This window comes from Seonamhaeicola marinus (assembly GCF_008085455.1).
Genome location: NZ_VSDQ01000332.1, coordinates 16,595 through 31,155, shown reverse-complemented (window position 1 = coordinate 31,155; position 14,561 = coordinate 16,595). Strand labels below are relative to the sequence as shown.

Here is a 14,561-nt window from a genome sequence, read left to right as displayed (position 1 = left end):
TTTAAAACATAGTAAATGATTCGGTTTTTATTTTTTGTAAGATTTTTCTATATTCGAGGCATGCAGGAAGACTTTTTACATTACATATGGAAACATAAAAAGATTGATTTTGGTGAACTTAAAACCACAAACAATGAAGACCTTATTATCAATTCGGTAGGTACCTATAATACCAATTCTGGACCAGATTTTTTTAATTCGAAGATTAAAATAGGAAATCAATTATGGGCAGGAAATGTTGAGATACATGTAAAATCATCAGATTGGTTTCTACATAATCATGAAACTGATATGAATTATGATAATGTAATTTTACATGTGGTTTGGGAGGAAGATACAGAGGTTTTTAGAAAGGATAATACAGTTCTACCTACCTTGGAATTAAACTCATTGGTTAAGCCCAACACCTTAGAAAATTATCGCAACCTTTTTTCAAAAGGAAATAAGTGGATTAATTGTGAAAATGATTTTAACTCCATTAGTCCGTTTCTAATGAATAATTGGTTGGAGCGTCTATACTTTGAGCGTCTAGAAAGAAAATCTGGAGCTATGGATACTATGCTGAAATCTTCAAAGAATAACTGGGAAGCGGTTTTGTTTAAAATGCTTTTAAAAAACTTTGGACTTAAAGTGAATGGCAATGCGTTTGGCAGTTTAGGAAATTCTATTGATTTTTCAATTGTTAGAAAAGTACAATCCAATCACCTTTCGTTAGAAGCACTATTATTTGGCCAAATGGGGTTGTTGGAAAATAGTATTGAAAATGCCTATTATATGGAACTTTCCAAAGAATATAAATTTTTAAAACAGAAGTTCGGTTTGGATAACACAAATGTTATTCCTGCTCAATTTTTTAGATTAAGACCCTTAAATTTTCCAACAATAAGACTATCTCAGCTAGCTTGCTTGTATAACAAACACCAAAATTTATTCTCTAAAATAATTGAAACTTCTACCATTGAAGACTTTTATGACTTGTTAAACGTGGGTACATCCAATTTTTGGAATACTCATTATACATTTCAGAAAGAATCTAAAGCGCGTGTAAAGATGCTGTCTAAGTCATTTATAGACTTACTTTTAATAAATACCGTGTTACCGTTAAAATTTAGTTATAACAAGCAAAATGGTATTTCAGACGATTCAATTCTGATAGATATGGCTAATGCTATTAAACCTGAGAAGAATAATGTTATTTCCGCATTTAATAGGTTAAAAGATGTGGCAAACACATCATTACATTCACAGGCTTTAATTCAGCTTAAATCGGAGTATTGTAATAAACATAGATGTTTACAATGTGCAATTGGTAATTCAATTTTAAATAAATAAACTTTTAAACTTGTAAAGTAAAGATTAACTTGCAGCATGAATGTTTATAAACCATTATATTTTTTTCAAAAGCATGGTTATTACGTATGCCAACGTATAGCAGACCGTTTGGGTATAAGGGCAAAGGTAGTGAGGTTATCCTTTATGTATTTAACTTTTGTTACTGTAGGATTTGGTTTTGCTCTATATTTATTCTTGGCGTTTTGGATGCGTATTAAAGACAGAATTTATACAAAACGTTCATCGGTTTTTGATTTATAATATATGAATCCATTAGTAAAACTCTTCCGTTCAAAAATTTACGCAGCTTTCACTTTATTGGGTGTTTTATTGCTAATAGGGGTGGTGGGCTATAAATTTATTTCAGGGTATACATGGGTAAATGCCTTATACATGACGGTTATTACCATGACCACAGTTGGTTTTGGTGAAGTAGAACCCTTAGACGAACAATCTAAAATATTTACGGTATTTTTAATTTTAGCAAGTGTTGTTATAGTCGGTTATGCTATTTCTATTATTACCGAATATATATTAAGTAAAAATGACGTTGAAGAATTAAAACATAAAAAGATGCAGAAACAAATAGATAGTTTTAAAAACCATGTTGTTATTTGTGGTTACGGTAGAAACGGTAAGCAAGCTGCTAGAAAGTTAATGGCGCATAATAAATCTTTTGTTGTTATTGAGAAAAGTAAGGAAATGGAAGAACGTTTAAGGTTAGATGGGGTTCCTTATGTCATTGGAAATGCCAATGAAGATGAGACTTTGCTTTTAGCGGGGGTTGATAGAGCGTCTAGTTTTATTTCTGCATTGCCTAATGATGCGGACAATTTATTTGTAGTACTTTCTACAAGACAGATTAACAAAAATATAAATATAATAAGCAGAGCATCGCAAGAGTCATCTTATAATAAACTTAAGTTTGCCGGAGCCAACAATGTTATTTTACCAGATATGATAGGAGGGGATCATATGGCATCTTTAGTAGTTGTACCAGGATTAATGGAATTCATTGATAATCTTTCTATTGTAGGGGAATCCAATATTAATATTGAAGAAGTTGCGGTAGAAAAATTATATAAATCCAAAAAGCCAAAAACCATAAAGGATTTAGACTTTAGAAAAATTACAGGTTGTAATATAATTGGATACAAAAATGCTAACGGAGAATATACTGTTAATCCTGAAGCAGGTACCATTTTAGAAGCTAATTCTAAAATAATTGTTTTGGGAAGACCAGAGCAAATAGAGGAATTAAATTCCGCCTTTGATATCGATATTGAAAACAGTTAAATGTTTAATTCAATTTTATCAAATCAATAATTTTTAGCATATTGCTGACTTTAATAACGATTTTTCAATAAAATCTGACTAATTTCTAACTAATTCAAATATCTTATGAAGAAATATCTTCTATTAATAACTTCATTTATAATTCCATATGTAACATTTGCGCAAGAAACTGCTGAAAAAGGTTTAGATCAACGTATTGACGAAGGGTTTAAACCTTTTTCTGATTTTTTTAGTAATGTAATATTTTTTGAAATAGGAGGTACGCCTTTCGTATTAATGCTACTAGTGGGAAGTGCCGCATTTTTTACGATTTATTTTGGTTTCCCAAACATTAGATTTTTCGGTAAAGCTATTAACGTAGTAAGAGGTAAATATGATGATGTAGATCATGCCACAGTAGAGCCAGCATATGGAGATTCTACCCCAGGAGGAGATGCAATTGAAACTATTAGAGATGAAAGTAAAGAAGGAGAGGTAAGTCATTTTCAAGCATTGGCTACAGCAGTATCAGGAACAGTTGGTAATGGTAATATTGCCGGTGTTGCATTGGCAATTGCCCTTGGAGGACCTGGAGCAACATTCTGGATGATTGTTTGTGGTTTGTTAGGTATGTCTACAAAATTTGTAGAATGTACTCTAGGTGTACAATATAGAGACGTTGGCGAAGATGGTACGGTTTACGGCGGACCAATGTATTACATATCAAAAGGCTTAAAGGATAAAGGATTTAAAACCTTAGGTAAAATAGCAGCAATTTTCTTTGCCATATTTTGTATTGGAGGATCTTTTGGAGGAGGTAATGCGGCACAATCTAATCAGGCAACAGTAGTTCTTAAGGAACTAATGGGATTAGAAAGTTCTAGTGCTGGAGCCTTAATTGGTTTGGTATTAGCTGTTCTAGTTGGTATCATCATTATAGGAGGTATTAAGCGTATTGCTTCGGTAACAGAGAAAGTAGTTCCATTTATGGCTGTACTTTATATTGTGGCTTGTTTATATATTATTTTAACTAACATATCATTTGTGGATGATGCTTTTGGCTTAATAATTTCCGAAGCATTTAACCCTACAGCTATTGGAGTAGGAAGTGTTATTGGTGTATTATTAGTCGGATTTCAAAGAGCTGCATTTTCAAATGAGGCTGGAGCAGGATCTGCATCTATTGCGCACTCTGCTGTAAAAACAAAGTATTCAGCTTCTGAAGGATTAGTAGCATTATTAGAGCCTTTTATCGATACGGTAGTGATTTGTACAATGACAGCACTAGTTATTATAATTTTTAACTCTGGAGGAATCTTCGATTATGGAGGTGTTGCTGGTATGATTGAGCAAGCCGACGGAACTTTTAGTGCAGTTGTTGACGGTATAACGTATACAGACGTAAAAGGAAAAGTTTTAATTAATGGAGAATTAAAAGAAGGTGCGGGAATTACCGCTTCTGCCTTTGCTGAATATATTCCTTTTTCTAATGTGTTCTTAACTATAGCTGTTGTTTTATTTGCTGTTTCAACTATGATTTCTTGGTCTTACTACGGATTACAATCTTGGAAGTTTTTGTTTGGTAGAGGTAAGACTGCAGATTTAGTTTACAAGTTATTATTCTTATTATTTATCATAATTGGAGCAGCTGCAAGTATGAACTCTATTTGGGCGTTTTCGGATGCAATGATTTTTGCAATGGTATTCCCTAATATGATTGGTCTTTATTTCTTATTCCCAGTTGTGAAAAAACAACTTAGAAGGTATTTAGACGCAATTAAAGCAGCTAAAGCTTAAAATAAATACAAAACAAAATGAAGTCCCATTTCATGTTTACTAAAAAGCAACGAAATGGGATTTTTTTATTGGTGGTTTTAATTCTTATTTTACAAACCATTTATTTTTTAATTGATTTTTCTTCGACCGAAATAATTGTAAATGAGCAAAAATTAGCTCAATTTAATAAAGAGATTGATTCGCTAAGGAATATTGAGATTGAATCCAGAAAACCCAAGATGTTTCCCTTTAACCCTAATTACATAACAGATTATAAAGGAGCTGTTTTGGGCATGTCAACTAAAGAAATAGATAGATTGTTTGCCTACAGAGCAAAAGGTAAATGGATAAATTCATCACTGCAGTTTCAGGAAGTTACAAAGGTTTCTGATTCACTTTTAAGTCGTATTTCCCCTTATTTTAAATTTCCAGATTTCCGTGAAAAAAACAAAGCTAAACGTGCAGCGAATAATTTAAAATCAGCCCAACCCAAAACTTACAGTCAAAAATTAGATCTTAATAAAGCAACAGCGCAACAATTACAAATTGTAAACGGAGTTGGAAAAGTGCTATCACAAAGAATAATTAGGTTTAGAAATACATTTATAGGAGGTTTTATTGCCGATGTACAATTAAAGGATGTTTATGGATTAACACCAGAGCTAATTGAACTTATCTTAAGCGATTTTACAGTTAACACACCTCGTAGTGTAAAAAAGATAAATTTAAACGAAGCCACTGTTGAAGAGTTAGTTACCATACAACATATAGATTATGACCTAGCAGCCAATATAATAGAGGAAAGAGTGTTAAGAGAAGGCATTAATTCTATGACCGAATTATCAAAAGTAAAAGGCTTTCCAATAAATAAAATAGAGATAATTGAATTATATTTGTGCTTCCATTAAAAAAAAGAGCAAATGAATAGTATGTACTTCACTGAAGAACATAACCTTTTTAGAGAAAGCCTAAAAGATTTTTTAAATAAAGAAGTAGTTCCCAACATTGAAGAATGGGAAAAAACAGGAACAATAGATAAGTCTATATGGAAGAAATTCGGAGATATGGGCTTTTTAGGTATAAGTTACCCTGAAACGTATGGAGGTCTTAACTTAGACATGTTCTATATGGTTATACTTCTTGAGGAACTACAAAAGATAAATTCTGGAGGTTTTGCAGCAGCAGTTTGGGCACATATGTATTTGGCTATGACGCACCTTAATGCAGAAGGAGATGAAGCCATAAAACAAAACTATTTAGAACCAAGTATTTCAGGTGATAAATTAGGTTGTTTATGCATTACAGAACCTTTTGGTGGTAGTGATGTTGCAGGAATGAGAACAACAGCTGTTAAAGACGGAGATACATACGTAATTAATGGTTCCAAGACATTTATTACTAATGGTGTTTATAGTGACTATTTAGTTGTGGCAGCAAAAACAACCCCAGAAATAGGTAATAAAGGAATAAGCATATTTGTTATAGATAGAGAAACACCTGGGGTTTCTGCTACTAAGTTAGATAAACTTGGTTGGAGAGCTTCGGATACTGGTGAAATTGCTTTTGATAACGTTCGAATTCCTGTATCGAACTTAATGGGTGAAGAAAACAAAGGGTTTTCATATATAGTTCAGCATTTTGGTCTTGAGAGGTTAATTATGGGAGTTAATGCCCATGCTCGAGCTGAGTATGCTCTTGACTATGCCAAACAATATATGTCCGAAAGAATGGCTTTCGGAAAATCCATAGATAACTTTCAAGCATTAAGGCATAAGCTTTCAGATCTTTACACCGAAATGGAGTTTTGTAAAGAGTTTAACTATTCGGTTGCATATAAGCTAAATAAAGGTCATTATGTTGTAAAAGAAGCAACTATGTCAAAGCTTAAATCTACTCAAATGGCAGATGACGTTATATATCATTGCCTGCAATTTTTAGGAGGTTATGGCTATATGGAAGATTATCCAATGGCAAGATTATTAAGAGACAGTAGATTAGGTCCTATTGGAGGAGGAACTTCAGAAATACTTCGTGAAATTATTGCTAAGATTGTAATTGACGGTAAAGACTATAAGCCAGTTACTTAATCTATATTTTAGGTTAAAGAACAAAGTACAGAGAAGTAGATGCTGCTTTCATTTAAGTTAGGCTAAAGAAAAGCGGAAATCTAATTCGCCATATTCACTATGTTTTTAGGCCAAGGATCAGGGAATTGTTCTCCCATTTCATAATGGATTATTTCTTCTTCCGTTAAGAAACATGATTTAAGAGCTTCAGTAAATCTATCAACCTGAGTTTTATCACCAATAACGGTAAGATGACAGTGGCGATCTCCAAACCTTCCAGCTTCTTCAGCTATTTTTTCTTCCAGTAGTTTTATTTCGTGCTCAAGAAGACCATTATTTTCATCTTCTAAAATTCCAGAACGCCAATAGCCAATTAATTCAAGATTAATACTACCAGCAGCTTGGTTCCAGAGAAGTGAAATTTTATCACGACTAGCTAACCAAAAAAAGCCTTTACTTCTGTAAATTCTTTTGTCAAGATATTGGTGGCATACATCCCATAACCTTTGAGGATGAAAAGGTCTATGGTCTTTTATTACGCGCGTGGCCATATTGTATGGGCGGTCACCATAAGACTCAGAAGCTAATACTGGTCTCAACTCATTTGTTAATTGTTCAACTCGGTTAAAATCATATTCGGGTAGTTCTAACATTTGATCAATAGATAAGTTTCCAAATACAACAGCTAAGATTGAAACATAAGGGTTTATTGGTTGAATATGTTGCGCTATCTCAGATAACTTCTCTTGTTTAATTCGATCTGATTTGGTCAGTATTAAGTGACTACAAAACATAATTTGCTCAACTAACAAGTTTACCATGTCTCGCTTATTGTTACTTAAATTTTGCTGCATTTTAGGAATAAGTGTTTTACCATAATCGTAATCGTGGGCTAACATCAAACTATCTACTAATGTAAATACACCAGTTAGGATTAAGTGCTTTTGCGTTTTAAAGAATTCAATTAAAGGCATCGGGTGACAACTTCCAGACGTTTCAATAATTATTAAATCCGGTTGGTGATTAGATAAAAGCGTATTTAATGCTAAATCTAGTTTTTCCAAACCTATTTTACTACTAAGCACGCAAGAATGAATAGATTGCATAATACTATCGTTATCTTCAACAATATCGGTATTGGCAATTAACTCTCCATCTACATCAAGTTCGCTCATGTCATTAACAATAGCACAAACTGGTAAAGCTTTCTTTTTTGATTGAGCAAGAAGCTTTCTAAACAATGTAGTTTTACCAGAACCGAGGAAACCATTTAAAATAATGACTCTTGGTTTAATCCTTGAATTAGCAGTTTTTTGTTTTGTATTGTCCAAGACGCTTTAATTTGAAGTTAATACGAAAAAGTCTAATTTCCCAAATAGTAGTAGGAGTAGACTTTTTATGATGTCGCAAAATTAATTGAAAACTTCAACAATATCAAAGTGTCTTATTGTTGATTTTATTGGGTAAAAATCAGAAGAAAATAAAATTTATTGATTGTTCAATTACAAATAAAAAATATTATATATTTGCACTCCAAAATTTTAAAAGAGAGGAGGTTAAGACACTATGTTAGTAATTCCAATTAAAGAAGGAGAAAATATAGATAGAGCTTTAAAGCGCTATAAGAGAAAGTTTGATAAAACTGGAACCAAAAGAGCGTTACAAACACGTAAGCAGTATACAAAGCCTTCTATTGCACGTAGAGCGCAATTACAAAAGGCGCAATATGTTCAGCAATTAAGAGATGCAGAAAACATTTAATAGAAGTTCTGTTTTAAAATATAAATCCCACTTATTAGGTGGGATTTTTTTGTTTATATATTTTATCTAAGTAAGAACTTGGTTCTTTTAGTTTCGGTTCTACTCAATTAAAACTTTGCACATTTAAGTTTTAAAAATTAAATTTATAGAATGTCCTTACAATCATTTATAGATTATTTGCTTCTAGAAAAAAACTATTCTGAACTTACCGTTAATGCGTATAAGAGAGACTTAGAAAAATTTAGTGAATTTGTGAAATCTGAATTTCAAACTTCTAATACAACCAAAGCTAATTATTCTCAGATAAGAAGTTGGATTGTTTTTATGGTGGAGGATGGTTTAACAAATAAGAGTATAAATAGGAAGATCTCTTCTTTAAATTCGTATTACAAGTTTCTTTTACGTGTTGGAGATATAGAAGTAAACCCGTTGGCAAAGCATAAAGCTTTAAAAACTTCAAAAAAAGTTCAAGTTCCTTTTTCTGAAGATGAAATAATAAGAGTTCTAAATAACTTTTACGATGAAACAAATTTTGAAAGTTTAAGAGATAAGTTAATAATAGAGTTATTCTACTCAACGGGTATAAGGAGAATAGAATTAGTAAATCTTAAGCTATCAAGTTTAGATCTTCCCAATAAAACGTTAAAAGTTCTAGGTAAAAGAAATAAGGAGAGAATTGTACCGTTGTTAAAGTCTGTACAAGATACCATTGGTAAATACTTGGTTTTAAGAAGTGAGCTGGGGTACATTGAGGATAAGGACTATTTATTCCTCACTAAAAAAGGATTTAAAATATATGAAACACTTGTTTATAGAATAATAAATAGTTATTTTAGTAGGGCATCTTCTAAAGTTAAAAGAAGTCCTCATATATTAAGACATTCTTTTGCAACTCATTTACTAAACCAAGGTGCCGATATTAATGCTGTAAAAGAACTTTTGGGACATTCAAGTTTGGCCGCCACACAAATATATACTCATAATAGTATAGCCGAATTAAAAAAAGTGCATATAAGGGCGCACCCTCGAAGTAAAAAATAGCAGCTCTAATTTATTGTCTAACCAAAAAATATAAATTATGAAAGTAAACACGCAATCTGTTAATTTCAATGCAGACAAAAAACTATTGGATTTTATTCAAAAGAGAATGGATAAGTTAGATATGTTTTATGATAAAGTCATTAGTTCAGATGTTTATTTAAAATTAGAAAATACTAGTGATAAAGAGAACAAAGTATTTGAAGCAAGAGTTAGTGTTCCTGGAGATAGTTTTATTGTGAAAAAGCAATGTAAGACCTTTGAAGAAGGTGCGGATATGGCAGCTTCATCATTAGAAAGACAATTAAAGAAACGTAAAGAAAAATTAAGAGCTCATATGTAGCAAATAATTAATTAAAATTTTTTAAAAAATGTTTTGAATAATGAAATAATTCAATACATTTGCAGTCCGTTAGAAATAGCGGATTTTTTTTATGCGTAAAAATGTATAAAAAACGCCGATATAGCTCAGCTGGCTAGAGCAGCTGATTTGTAATCAGCAGGTCGTGGGTTCGAGTCCCTCTATCGGCTCTAAATAATTAAAGAGCGTTCTTTAAAATACTGAAAAAATTAAATTGGGAAGATACTCAAGCGGCCAACGAGGACAGACTGTAAATCTGTTGGTTTTTACCTTCGCAGGTTCGAATCCTGCTCTTCCCACTTTTAAATTTTGAATTCAAAAATGAATTCAAAATAATGCGGGAGTAGCTCAGTTGGTAGAGCGTCAGCCTTCCAAGCTGAATGTCGCCGGTTCGAACCCGGTCTCCCGCTCAAAACTATTTACGAGTTACGATGTACGAATTACAAATCGTAAATCAAAAATCGGCAATCGTAAATGAATTGCCGGTGTAGCTCAGGGGTAGAGCGTTTCCTTGGTAAGGAAGAGGTCACGGGTTCAAATCCCGTCATTGGCTCTAGTATTAAAATTGATTAGAATACACTAATATTATTATATAACTAAGATTAAATTATTTTAACATGGCAAAAGGAACTTTTGATCGTTCAAAACCACACTTAAATATAGGTACTATTGGACACGTAGATCACGGTAAAACAACTTTAACAGCTGCTATTACTAAAGTATTAGCTGATGCAGGTTTATCTGAGGCTAAAGACTTCGATCAGATCGATAATGCTCCAGAAGAGAAAGAAAGAGGTATTACAATTAATACATCTCACGTTGAGTATCAAACAGCTAACCGTCACTACGCGCACGTTGACTGTCCAGGTCACGCCGATTACGTAAAGAACATGGTAACTGGTGCTGCTCAAATGGATGGTGCTATCTTAGTTGTAGCTGCAACAGATGGTCCAATGCCACAAACTCGTGAGCACATCTTATTAGGTCGTCAGGTAGGTATTCCACGTATCGTTGTTTTCTTAAACAAAGTTGATATGGTTGATGATGAGGAGCTTTTAGAGCTTGTTGATATGGAGGTTAGAGATTTATTATCTTTCTACGAGTATGATGGAGATAATGGACCTGTAATTTCTGGTTCTGCTTTAGGTGCACTTAACGGTGAGAAAAAATGGGTAGATACAGTATTAGAATTAATGGAAGCTTGTGATAACTGGATCGAAGAGCCAGTACGTGATATGGATAAGCCTTTCTTAATGCCAATTGAGGATGTATTCTCTATTACTGGTCGTGGTACTGTAGCAACTGGTAGAATTGAAACTGGTATTGCTCAAACTGGTGATCCTGTTGAAATTATCGGTATGGGTGCTGAGAAGTTAACTTCTACTATTACAGGTATTGAGATGTTCCGTCAAATATTAGATAGAGGAGAAGCTGGTGATAACGCTGGTATCTTATTAAGAGGTATTGAGAAAACTCAAATCTCTAGAGGTATGGTAATTACTAAGCCAGGTTCTGTTACTCCACACCAAAAATTCAAAGCTGAGGTTTATATCCTTAAGAAAGAAGAAGGTGGACGTCACACGCCATTCCATAACAACTACCGTCCTCAGTTCTACGTAAGAACAACTGACGTAACTGGTAACATTGGTTTACCTGATGGAGTTGAGATGGTTATGCCTGGAGACAACTTAACTATTACTGTTGATTTAATTCAACCAATTGCAATGAACGTTGGTTTACGTTTCGCAATCCGTGAAGGTGGTAGAACAGTTGGAGCTGGTCAGGTAACTGAAATTTTAGACTAAGACAGTTTAATATATTAATAAGTGAAGGTATTCCTTTTATTGGAATACCTTGACTTATATTTACGGGTTTAGCTCAGTTGGTAGAGCACTGGTCTCCAAAACCAGGTGTCGTGAGTTCGAGTCTCGCAACCCGTGCAAATAAAATTATAAATGGCAGGATTTGTAAATTATATAAAAGAATCATTTAACGAACTAAAATCTAACGTAAGTTGGCCTACGTGGGCTGAGGCTCAGAATTTAACAGTTTTAGTAGCTGTTTTTTCTATTATTTTTTCCTTGGCAATATATGGGGTTGATGTGGTTTTTAGTAAAGTAGTGGGTTATTACTTTGATTTAATTAAATAGTTAAGTGTAAGTTTATGTCTGAAGTAAGTGAAAAAAAATGGTATGTTGTTAGGGCTGTAAGTGGTCAAGAAAACAAAATCAAAACCTATATAGAGAATGAAATAGCTCGTTTAGGTATGCAGGATTATGTTGACCAAGTATTAGTGCCTACAGAGAAGGTTATTCAGATAAGAAACGGGAAGAAAATAAGCAAAGAAAAAGTTTATTTTCCTGGTTATATAATGATTCAAGCTAATTTATCAGGAGAGGTTCCTCATATAATTAAGGGTATAACAAACGTTATAGGCTTTTTAGGAGAAACTAAGGGAGGAGACCCTGTGCCTTTAAGACAGTCTGAAGTTAATAGAATGTTAGGTAAAGTTGATGAGTTATCTGTTGAAGAAACAACTAATGTTGCTATTCCTTATACCAAAGGAGAAACAGTTAAAGTTATTGATGGTCCGTTTAATGGATTTGATGGTACCATTGAAAAAATTAACGAAGAAAAGCGTAAGCTTGAGGTAATGGTTAAGATTTTCGGAAGAAAAACACCATTAGAATTAAGTTATATGCAAGTAGAAAAAGTATAATAATTGTTACACTATAAGATAGGTTCTTTTTGCTTCCAACTATAAAGAATACTATCACATATTAAATTATTAAAAATGGCAAAAGAGTTAAGTAAAGTAGTTAAGCTACAAGTTAGGGGAGGTGCTGCGAATCCTTCGCCACCGGTTGGACCCGCTCTAGGTGCTGCTGGGGTTAACATCATGGAGTTCTGTAAGCAATTTAATGCTAGAACTCAGGATAAAGCTGGAAAAGTTTTACCTGTTGTTATCTCGGTTTATAAAGACAAATCTTTTGATTTTGTTATTAAAACCCCTCCAGCTGCAGTACAATTATTAGAAGCGGCCAAGGTGAAAAAGGGTTCAGGAGAACCAAACAGAAAAAAAGTAGCGAAAGTTTCTTGGGATCAAATCAGAACTATAGCAGAAGACAAAATGCAAGATTTAAATGCATTTACTGTTGAATCGGCTATGAAAATGGTTGCTGGTACAGCAAGATCTATGGGGATCACTGTAACAGGGCAATTCCCTAATTAATCTTTAAAACATTAAATATGGCAAGATTAACAAAAAAGCAAAAGGAAGCTCAAGCGAAAATTGAGAAAGGAAGACTTTATTCTGTAGATGAGGCTTCTGCATTAATTAAAGAAATTACCAATACTAAATTTGATGCATCAGTTGATATTGCTGTACGTTTAGGAGTTGACCCTAGAAAAGCAAATCAAATGGTTAGAGGTGTTGTTTCATTACCTCATGGTACTGGTAAAGATGTAAAAGTATTAGCATTAGTAACACCAGATAAAGAAGCAGAAGCTAAAGAAGCTGGTGCTGATTTTGTTGGTTTACAAGAATACCTTGATAAAATTAAAGGTGGTTGGACTGACGTAGATGTTATTATTACAATGCCAAGTGTAATGGGTAAATTAGGTCCTTTAGGACGTGTATTAGGTCCTCGTGGTTTAATGCCTAACCCAAAAACTGGTACTGTAACTATGGATATTGCTAAGGCTGTTAGTGAAGTAAAAGCTGGTAAAATTGACTTTAAAGTTGATAAGACTGGTATTGTTCACGCTGCTATTGGTAAAGCATCTTTTAGTGCTGATAAAATTGCGGGTAACGCAAATGAATTATTACAAACATTAATAAAACTTAAGCCAACTGCGGCAAAGGGAACTTATGTGAAGAGTATTTTTATGTCTTCTACAATGAGCCCTAGTGTTGCTGTTGATCCTAAGATTGGTTAATATAATTAGTTAAAACTTTTATTATGACAAGAGAAGAAAAATCACAAGTAATTGAGGAGTTAACTGGTGAATTAGCAAATAATGCTAATATCTATTTAACTGATATTTCTGGATTAAACGCAGGAACTACCTCAGACTTACGTCGTGCTGCTTTTAAAGCAAACGTAAAAATGGCTGTGGTTAAAAATACATTACTTGAAAAAGCAATGGAAGCTTCAGACAAAGATTTTGGAGACCTTCCTTCTGTATTAAAAGGTAATACATCTGTGATGTATTCAGAGACAGGTAATGCACCAGCTAAGTTAATTAAAAACTTCCGTAAAAAATCGGAGAAGCCTTTATTAAAAGGAGCTTTTATTGAGGAGGCAATTTACATTGGTGATGATCAGTTAGACGCATTAGTGGATATCAAGTCTAGAGAAGAATTGATTGGTGAGATTATTACATTATTACAATCTCCTGCTAAAAATGTTGTTTCAGCGCTTCAATCAAGTGGTGGAAAACTGGCTGGTATTATTAAAACACTATCTGAGAAAGAAGGATAGTATTTGGCAAGTACGCACTTATTACAATTATATTTAAATTAAAAAATTATTAAAACGATAGAAAAATGGCAGATTTAAAAGATTTCGCAGAACAATTAGTTAACTTAACAGTAAAAGAAGTTAATGAATTAGCTACTATATTAAAAGATGAGTACGGTATTGAGCCTGCTGCTGCAGCTGTAGCTGTTGCTGCTGGTGGAGGTGCTGCTGGTGGTGGTGAAGCTGCTGAAGAAAAAACTGAATTTGACGTAATCCTTAAAGCGGCAGGTGGTTCTAAATTAGCTGTTGTAAAATTAGTTAAAGAATTAACTGGTTTAGGCTTAAAAGAAGCTAAAGGATTAGTTGATGATGCACCAAGCGCAATTAAAGAAGGTGTATCTAAAGATGAAGCTGAAGGCTTAAAATCTTCTTTAGAAGAGGCTGGAGCTGAGGTTGAGCTTAAGTAAGCAATATAACCTAAGAACATAA

At 33.3% G+C, this 14,561-nt stretch carries 17 protein-coding genes and 5 tRNA genes; 21 read left to right on the top strand and 1 reads right to left on the bottom strand.

Going from position 1 to position 14,561, the window contains the following annotated elements:
• Positions 1–15 precede the first annotated feature (15 nt).
• From FUA24_RS04395 to FUA24_RS04370, 6 genes are all read left to right on the top strand, one after another.
• A complete protein-coding gene (locus FUA24_RS04395) occupies positions 16–1,332 on the top strand; it encodes a DUF2851 family protein (RefSeq protein WP_317131933.1) in 1,317 nt (438 codons plus the stop codon).
• Between the two features lie 36 nt (positions 1,333–1,368).
• Complete coding sequence (locus FUA24_RS04390) at positions 1,369–1,593, top strand: PspC domain-containing protein (RefSeq protein WP_148540195.1); 225 nt, start codon at positions 1,369–1,371, stop codon at positions 1,591–1,593.
• Between the two features lie 3 nt (positions 1,594–1,596).
• The gene (locus FUA24_RS04385) at positions 1,597–2,628 is read left to right on the top strand and encodes a potassium channel family protein (protein ID WP_148540194.1); all 1,032 of its coding nucleotides are present in this window, start codon (positions 1,597–1,599) and stop codon (positions 2,626–2,628) included.
• A gap of 105 nt (positions 2,629–2,733) precedes the next feature.
• The gene (locus tag FUA24_RS04380; protein WP_148540193.1) at positions 2,734–4,404 is read left to right on the top strand and encodes an alanine/glycine:cation symporter family protein; all 1,671 of its coding nucleotides are present in this window, start codon (positions 2,734–2,736) and stop codon (positions 4,402–4,404) included.
• 17 nt (positions 4,405–4,421) lie between these two features.
• Positions 4,422–5,291 carry a ComEA family DNA-binding protein gene (locus FUA24_RS04375; protein WP_148540192.1) on the top strand — a complete coding sequence of 290 codons (870 nt, stop codon included), beginning with the start codon at positions 4,422–4,424 and terminating at the stop codon, positions 5,289–5,291.
• A gap of 12 nt (positions 5,292–5,303) precedes the next feature.
• Positions 5,304–6,470 carry an acyl-CoA dehydrogenase family protein gene (locus FUA24_RS04370; RefSeq protein ID WP_148540191.1) on the top strand — a complete coding sequence of 389 codons (1,167 nt, stop codon included), beginning with the start codon at positions 5,304–5,306 and terminating at the stop codon, positions 6,468–6,470.
• 80 nt (positions 6,471–6,550) lie between these two features.
• Here the strand turns inward: FUA24_RS04370 and FUA24_RS04365 are convergent, their stop codons facing one another.
• Complete coding sequence (locus FUA24_RS04365) at positions 6,551–7,780, bottom strand: CobW family GTP-binding protein (protein ID WP_222861318.1); 1,230 nt, start codon at positions 7,778–7,780, stop codon at positions 6,551–6,553.
• 235 nt (positions 7,781–8,015) lie between these two features.
• Here FUA24_RS04365 and rpsU point away from each other — a divergent pair, with 235 nt between their 5' ends.
• The 15 genes from rpsU to rplL all read left to right on the top strand — a co-directional run bounded on the left by rpsU (position 8,016) and on the right by rplL (position 14,539).
• Positions 8,016–8,210, top strand: a complete 195-nt coding sequence (rpsU, locus tag FUA24_RS04360; protein ID WP_148540190.1) for a 30S ribosomal protein S21 — start codon at positions 8,016–8,018, stop codon at positions 8,208–8,210.
• Between the two features lie 150 nt (positions 8,211–8,360).
• Positions 8,361–9,251, top strand: coding sequence for a tyrosine-type recombinase/integrase (locus FUA24_RS04355; protein ID WP_148540189.1), 891 nt, complete (start codon positions 8,361–8,363; stop codon positions 9,249–9,251).
• Positions 9,252–9,288: 37 nt separating this feature from the next.
• On the top strand, positions 9,289–9,591 hold the full coding sequence (gene hpf, locus FUA24_RS04350; protein ID WP_148540188.1) for a ribosome hibernation-promoting factor, HPF/YfiA family: 303 nt from the start codon (positions 9,289–9,291) through the stop codon (positions 9,589–9,591).
• A gap of 114 nt (positions 9,592–9,705) precedes the next feature.
• Positions 9,706–9,779 (top strand) — tRNA-Thr (locus FUA24_RS04345).
• Positions 9,780–9,825: 46 nt separating this feature from the next.
• Positions 9,826–9,908, top strand: a tRNA-Tyr gene (locus tag FUA24_RS04340).
• Between the two features lie 38 nt (positions 9,909–9,946).
• Positions 9,947–10,019 (top strand) — tRNA-Gly (locus tag FUA24_RS04335).
• A 71-nt stretch (positions 10,020–10,090) separates the two neighbouring features.
• Positions 10,091–10,162 (top strand) — tRNA-Thr (locus FUA24_RS04330).
• A 64-nt stretch (positions 10,163–10,226) separates the two neighbouring features.
• The gene (gene tuf / locus FUA24_RS04325; protein ID WP_148540187.1) at positions 10,227–11,414 is read left to right on the top strand and encodes an elongation factor Tu; all 1,188 of its coding nucleotides are present in this window, start codon (positions 10,227–10,229) and stop codon (positions 11,412–11,414) included.
• Positions 11,415–11,476: 62 nt separating this feature from the next.
• Positions 11,477–11,549 (top strand) — tRNA-Trp (locus tag FUA24_RS04320).
• A gap of 15 nt (positions 11,550–11,564) precedes the next feature.
• On the top strand, positions 11,565–11,759 hold the full coding sequence (gene secE / locus FUA24_RS04315; protein WP_148540186.1) for a preprotein translocase subunit SecE: 195 nt from the start codon (positions 11,565–11,567) through the stop codon (positions 11,757–11,759).
• Positions 11,760–11,773: 14 nt separating this feature from the next.
• A complete protein-coding gene (nusG, locus tag FUA24_RS04310; protein ID WP_148540185.1) occupies positions 11,774–12,328 on the top strand; it encodes a transcription termination/antitermination protein NusG in 555 nt (184 codons plus the stop codon).
• Positions 12,329–12,403: 75 nt separating this feature from the next.
• Entirely contained in the window at positions 12,404–12,841 is a 438-nt protein-coding gene (gene rplK, locus FUA24_RS04305) for a 50S ribosomal protein L11 (RefSeq protein WP_148540184.1), read from the top strand.
• Between the two features lie 17 nt (positions 12,842–12,858).
• A complete protein-coding gene (gene rplA, locus FUA24_RS04300; protein ID WP_148540183.1) occupies positions 12,859–13,548 on the top strand; it encodes a 50S ribosomal protein L1 in 690 nt (229 codons plus the stop codon).
• A gap of 23 nt (positions 13,549–13,571) precedes the next feature.
• Positions 13,572–14,093, top strand: coding sequence for a 50S ribosomal protein L10 (gene rplJ, locus FUA24_RS04295; RefSeq protein ID WP_148540182.1), 522 nt, complete (start codon positions 13,572–13,574; stop codon positions 14,091–14,093).
• A gap of 65 nt (positions 14,094–14,158) precedes the next feature.
• Positions 14,159–14,539 carry a 50S ribosomal protein L7/L12 gene (gene rplL, locus FUA24_RS04290; protein WP_148540181.1) on the top strand — a complete coding sequence of 127 codons (381 nt, stop codon included), beginning with the start codon at positions 14,159–14,161 and terminating at the stop codon, positions 14,537–14,539.
• Positions 14,540–14,561 lie beyond the last annotated feature (22 nt).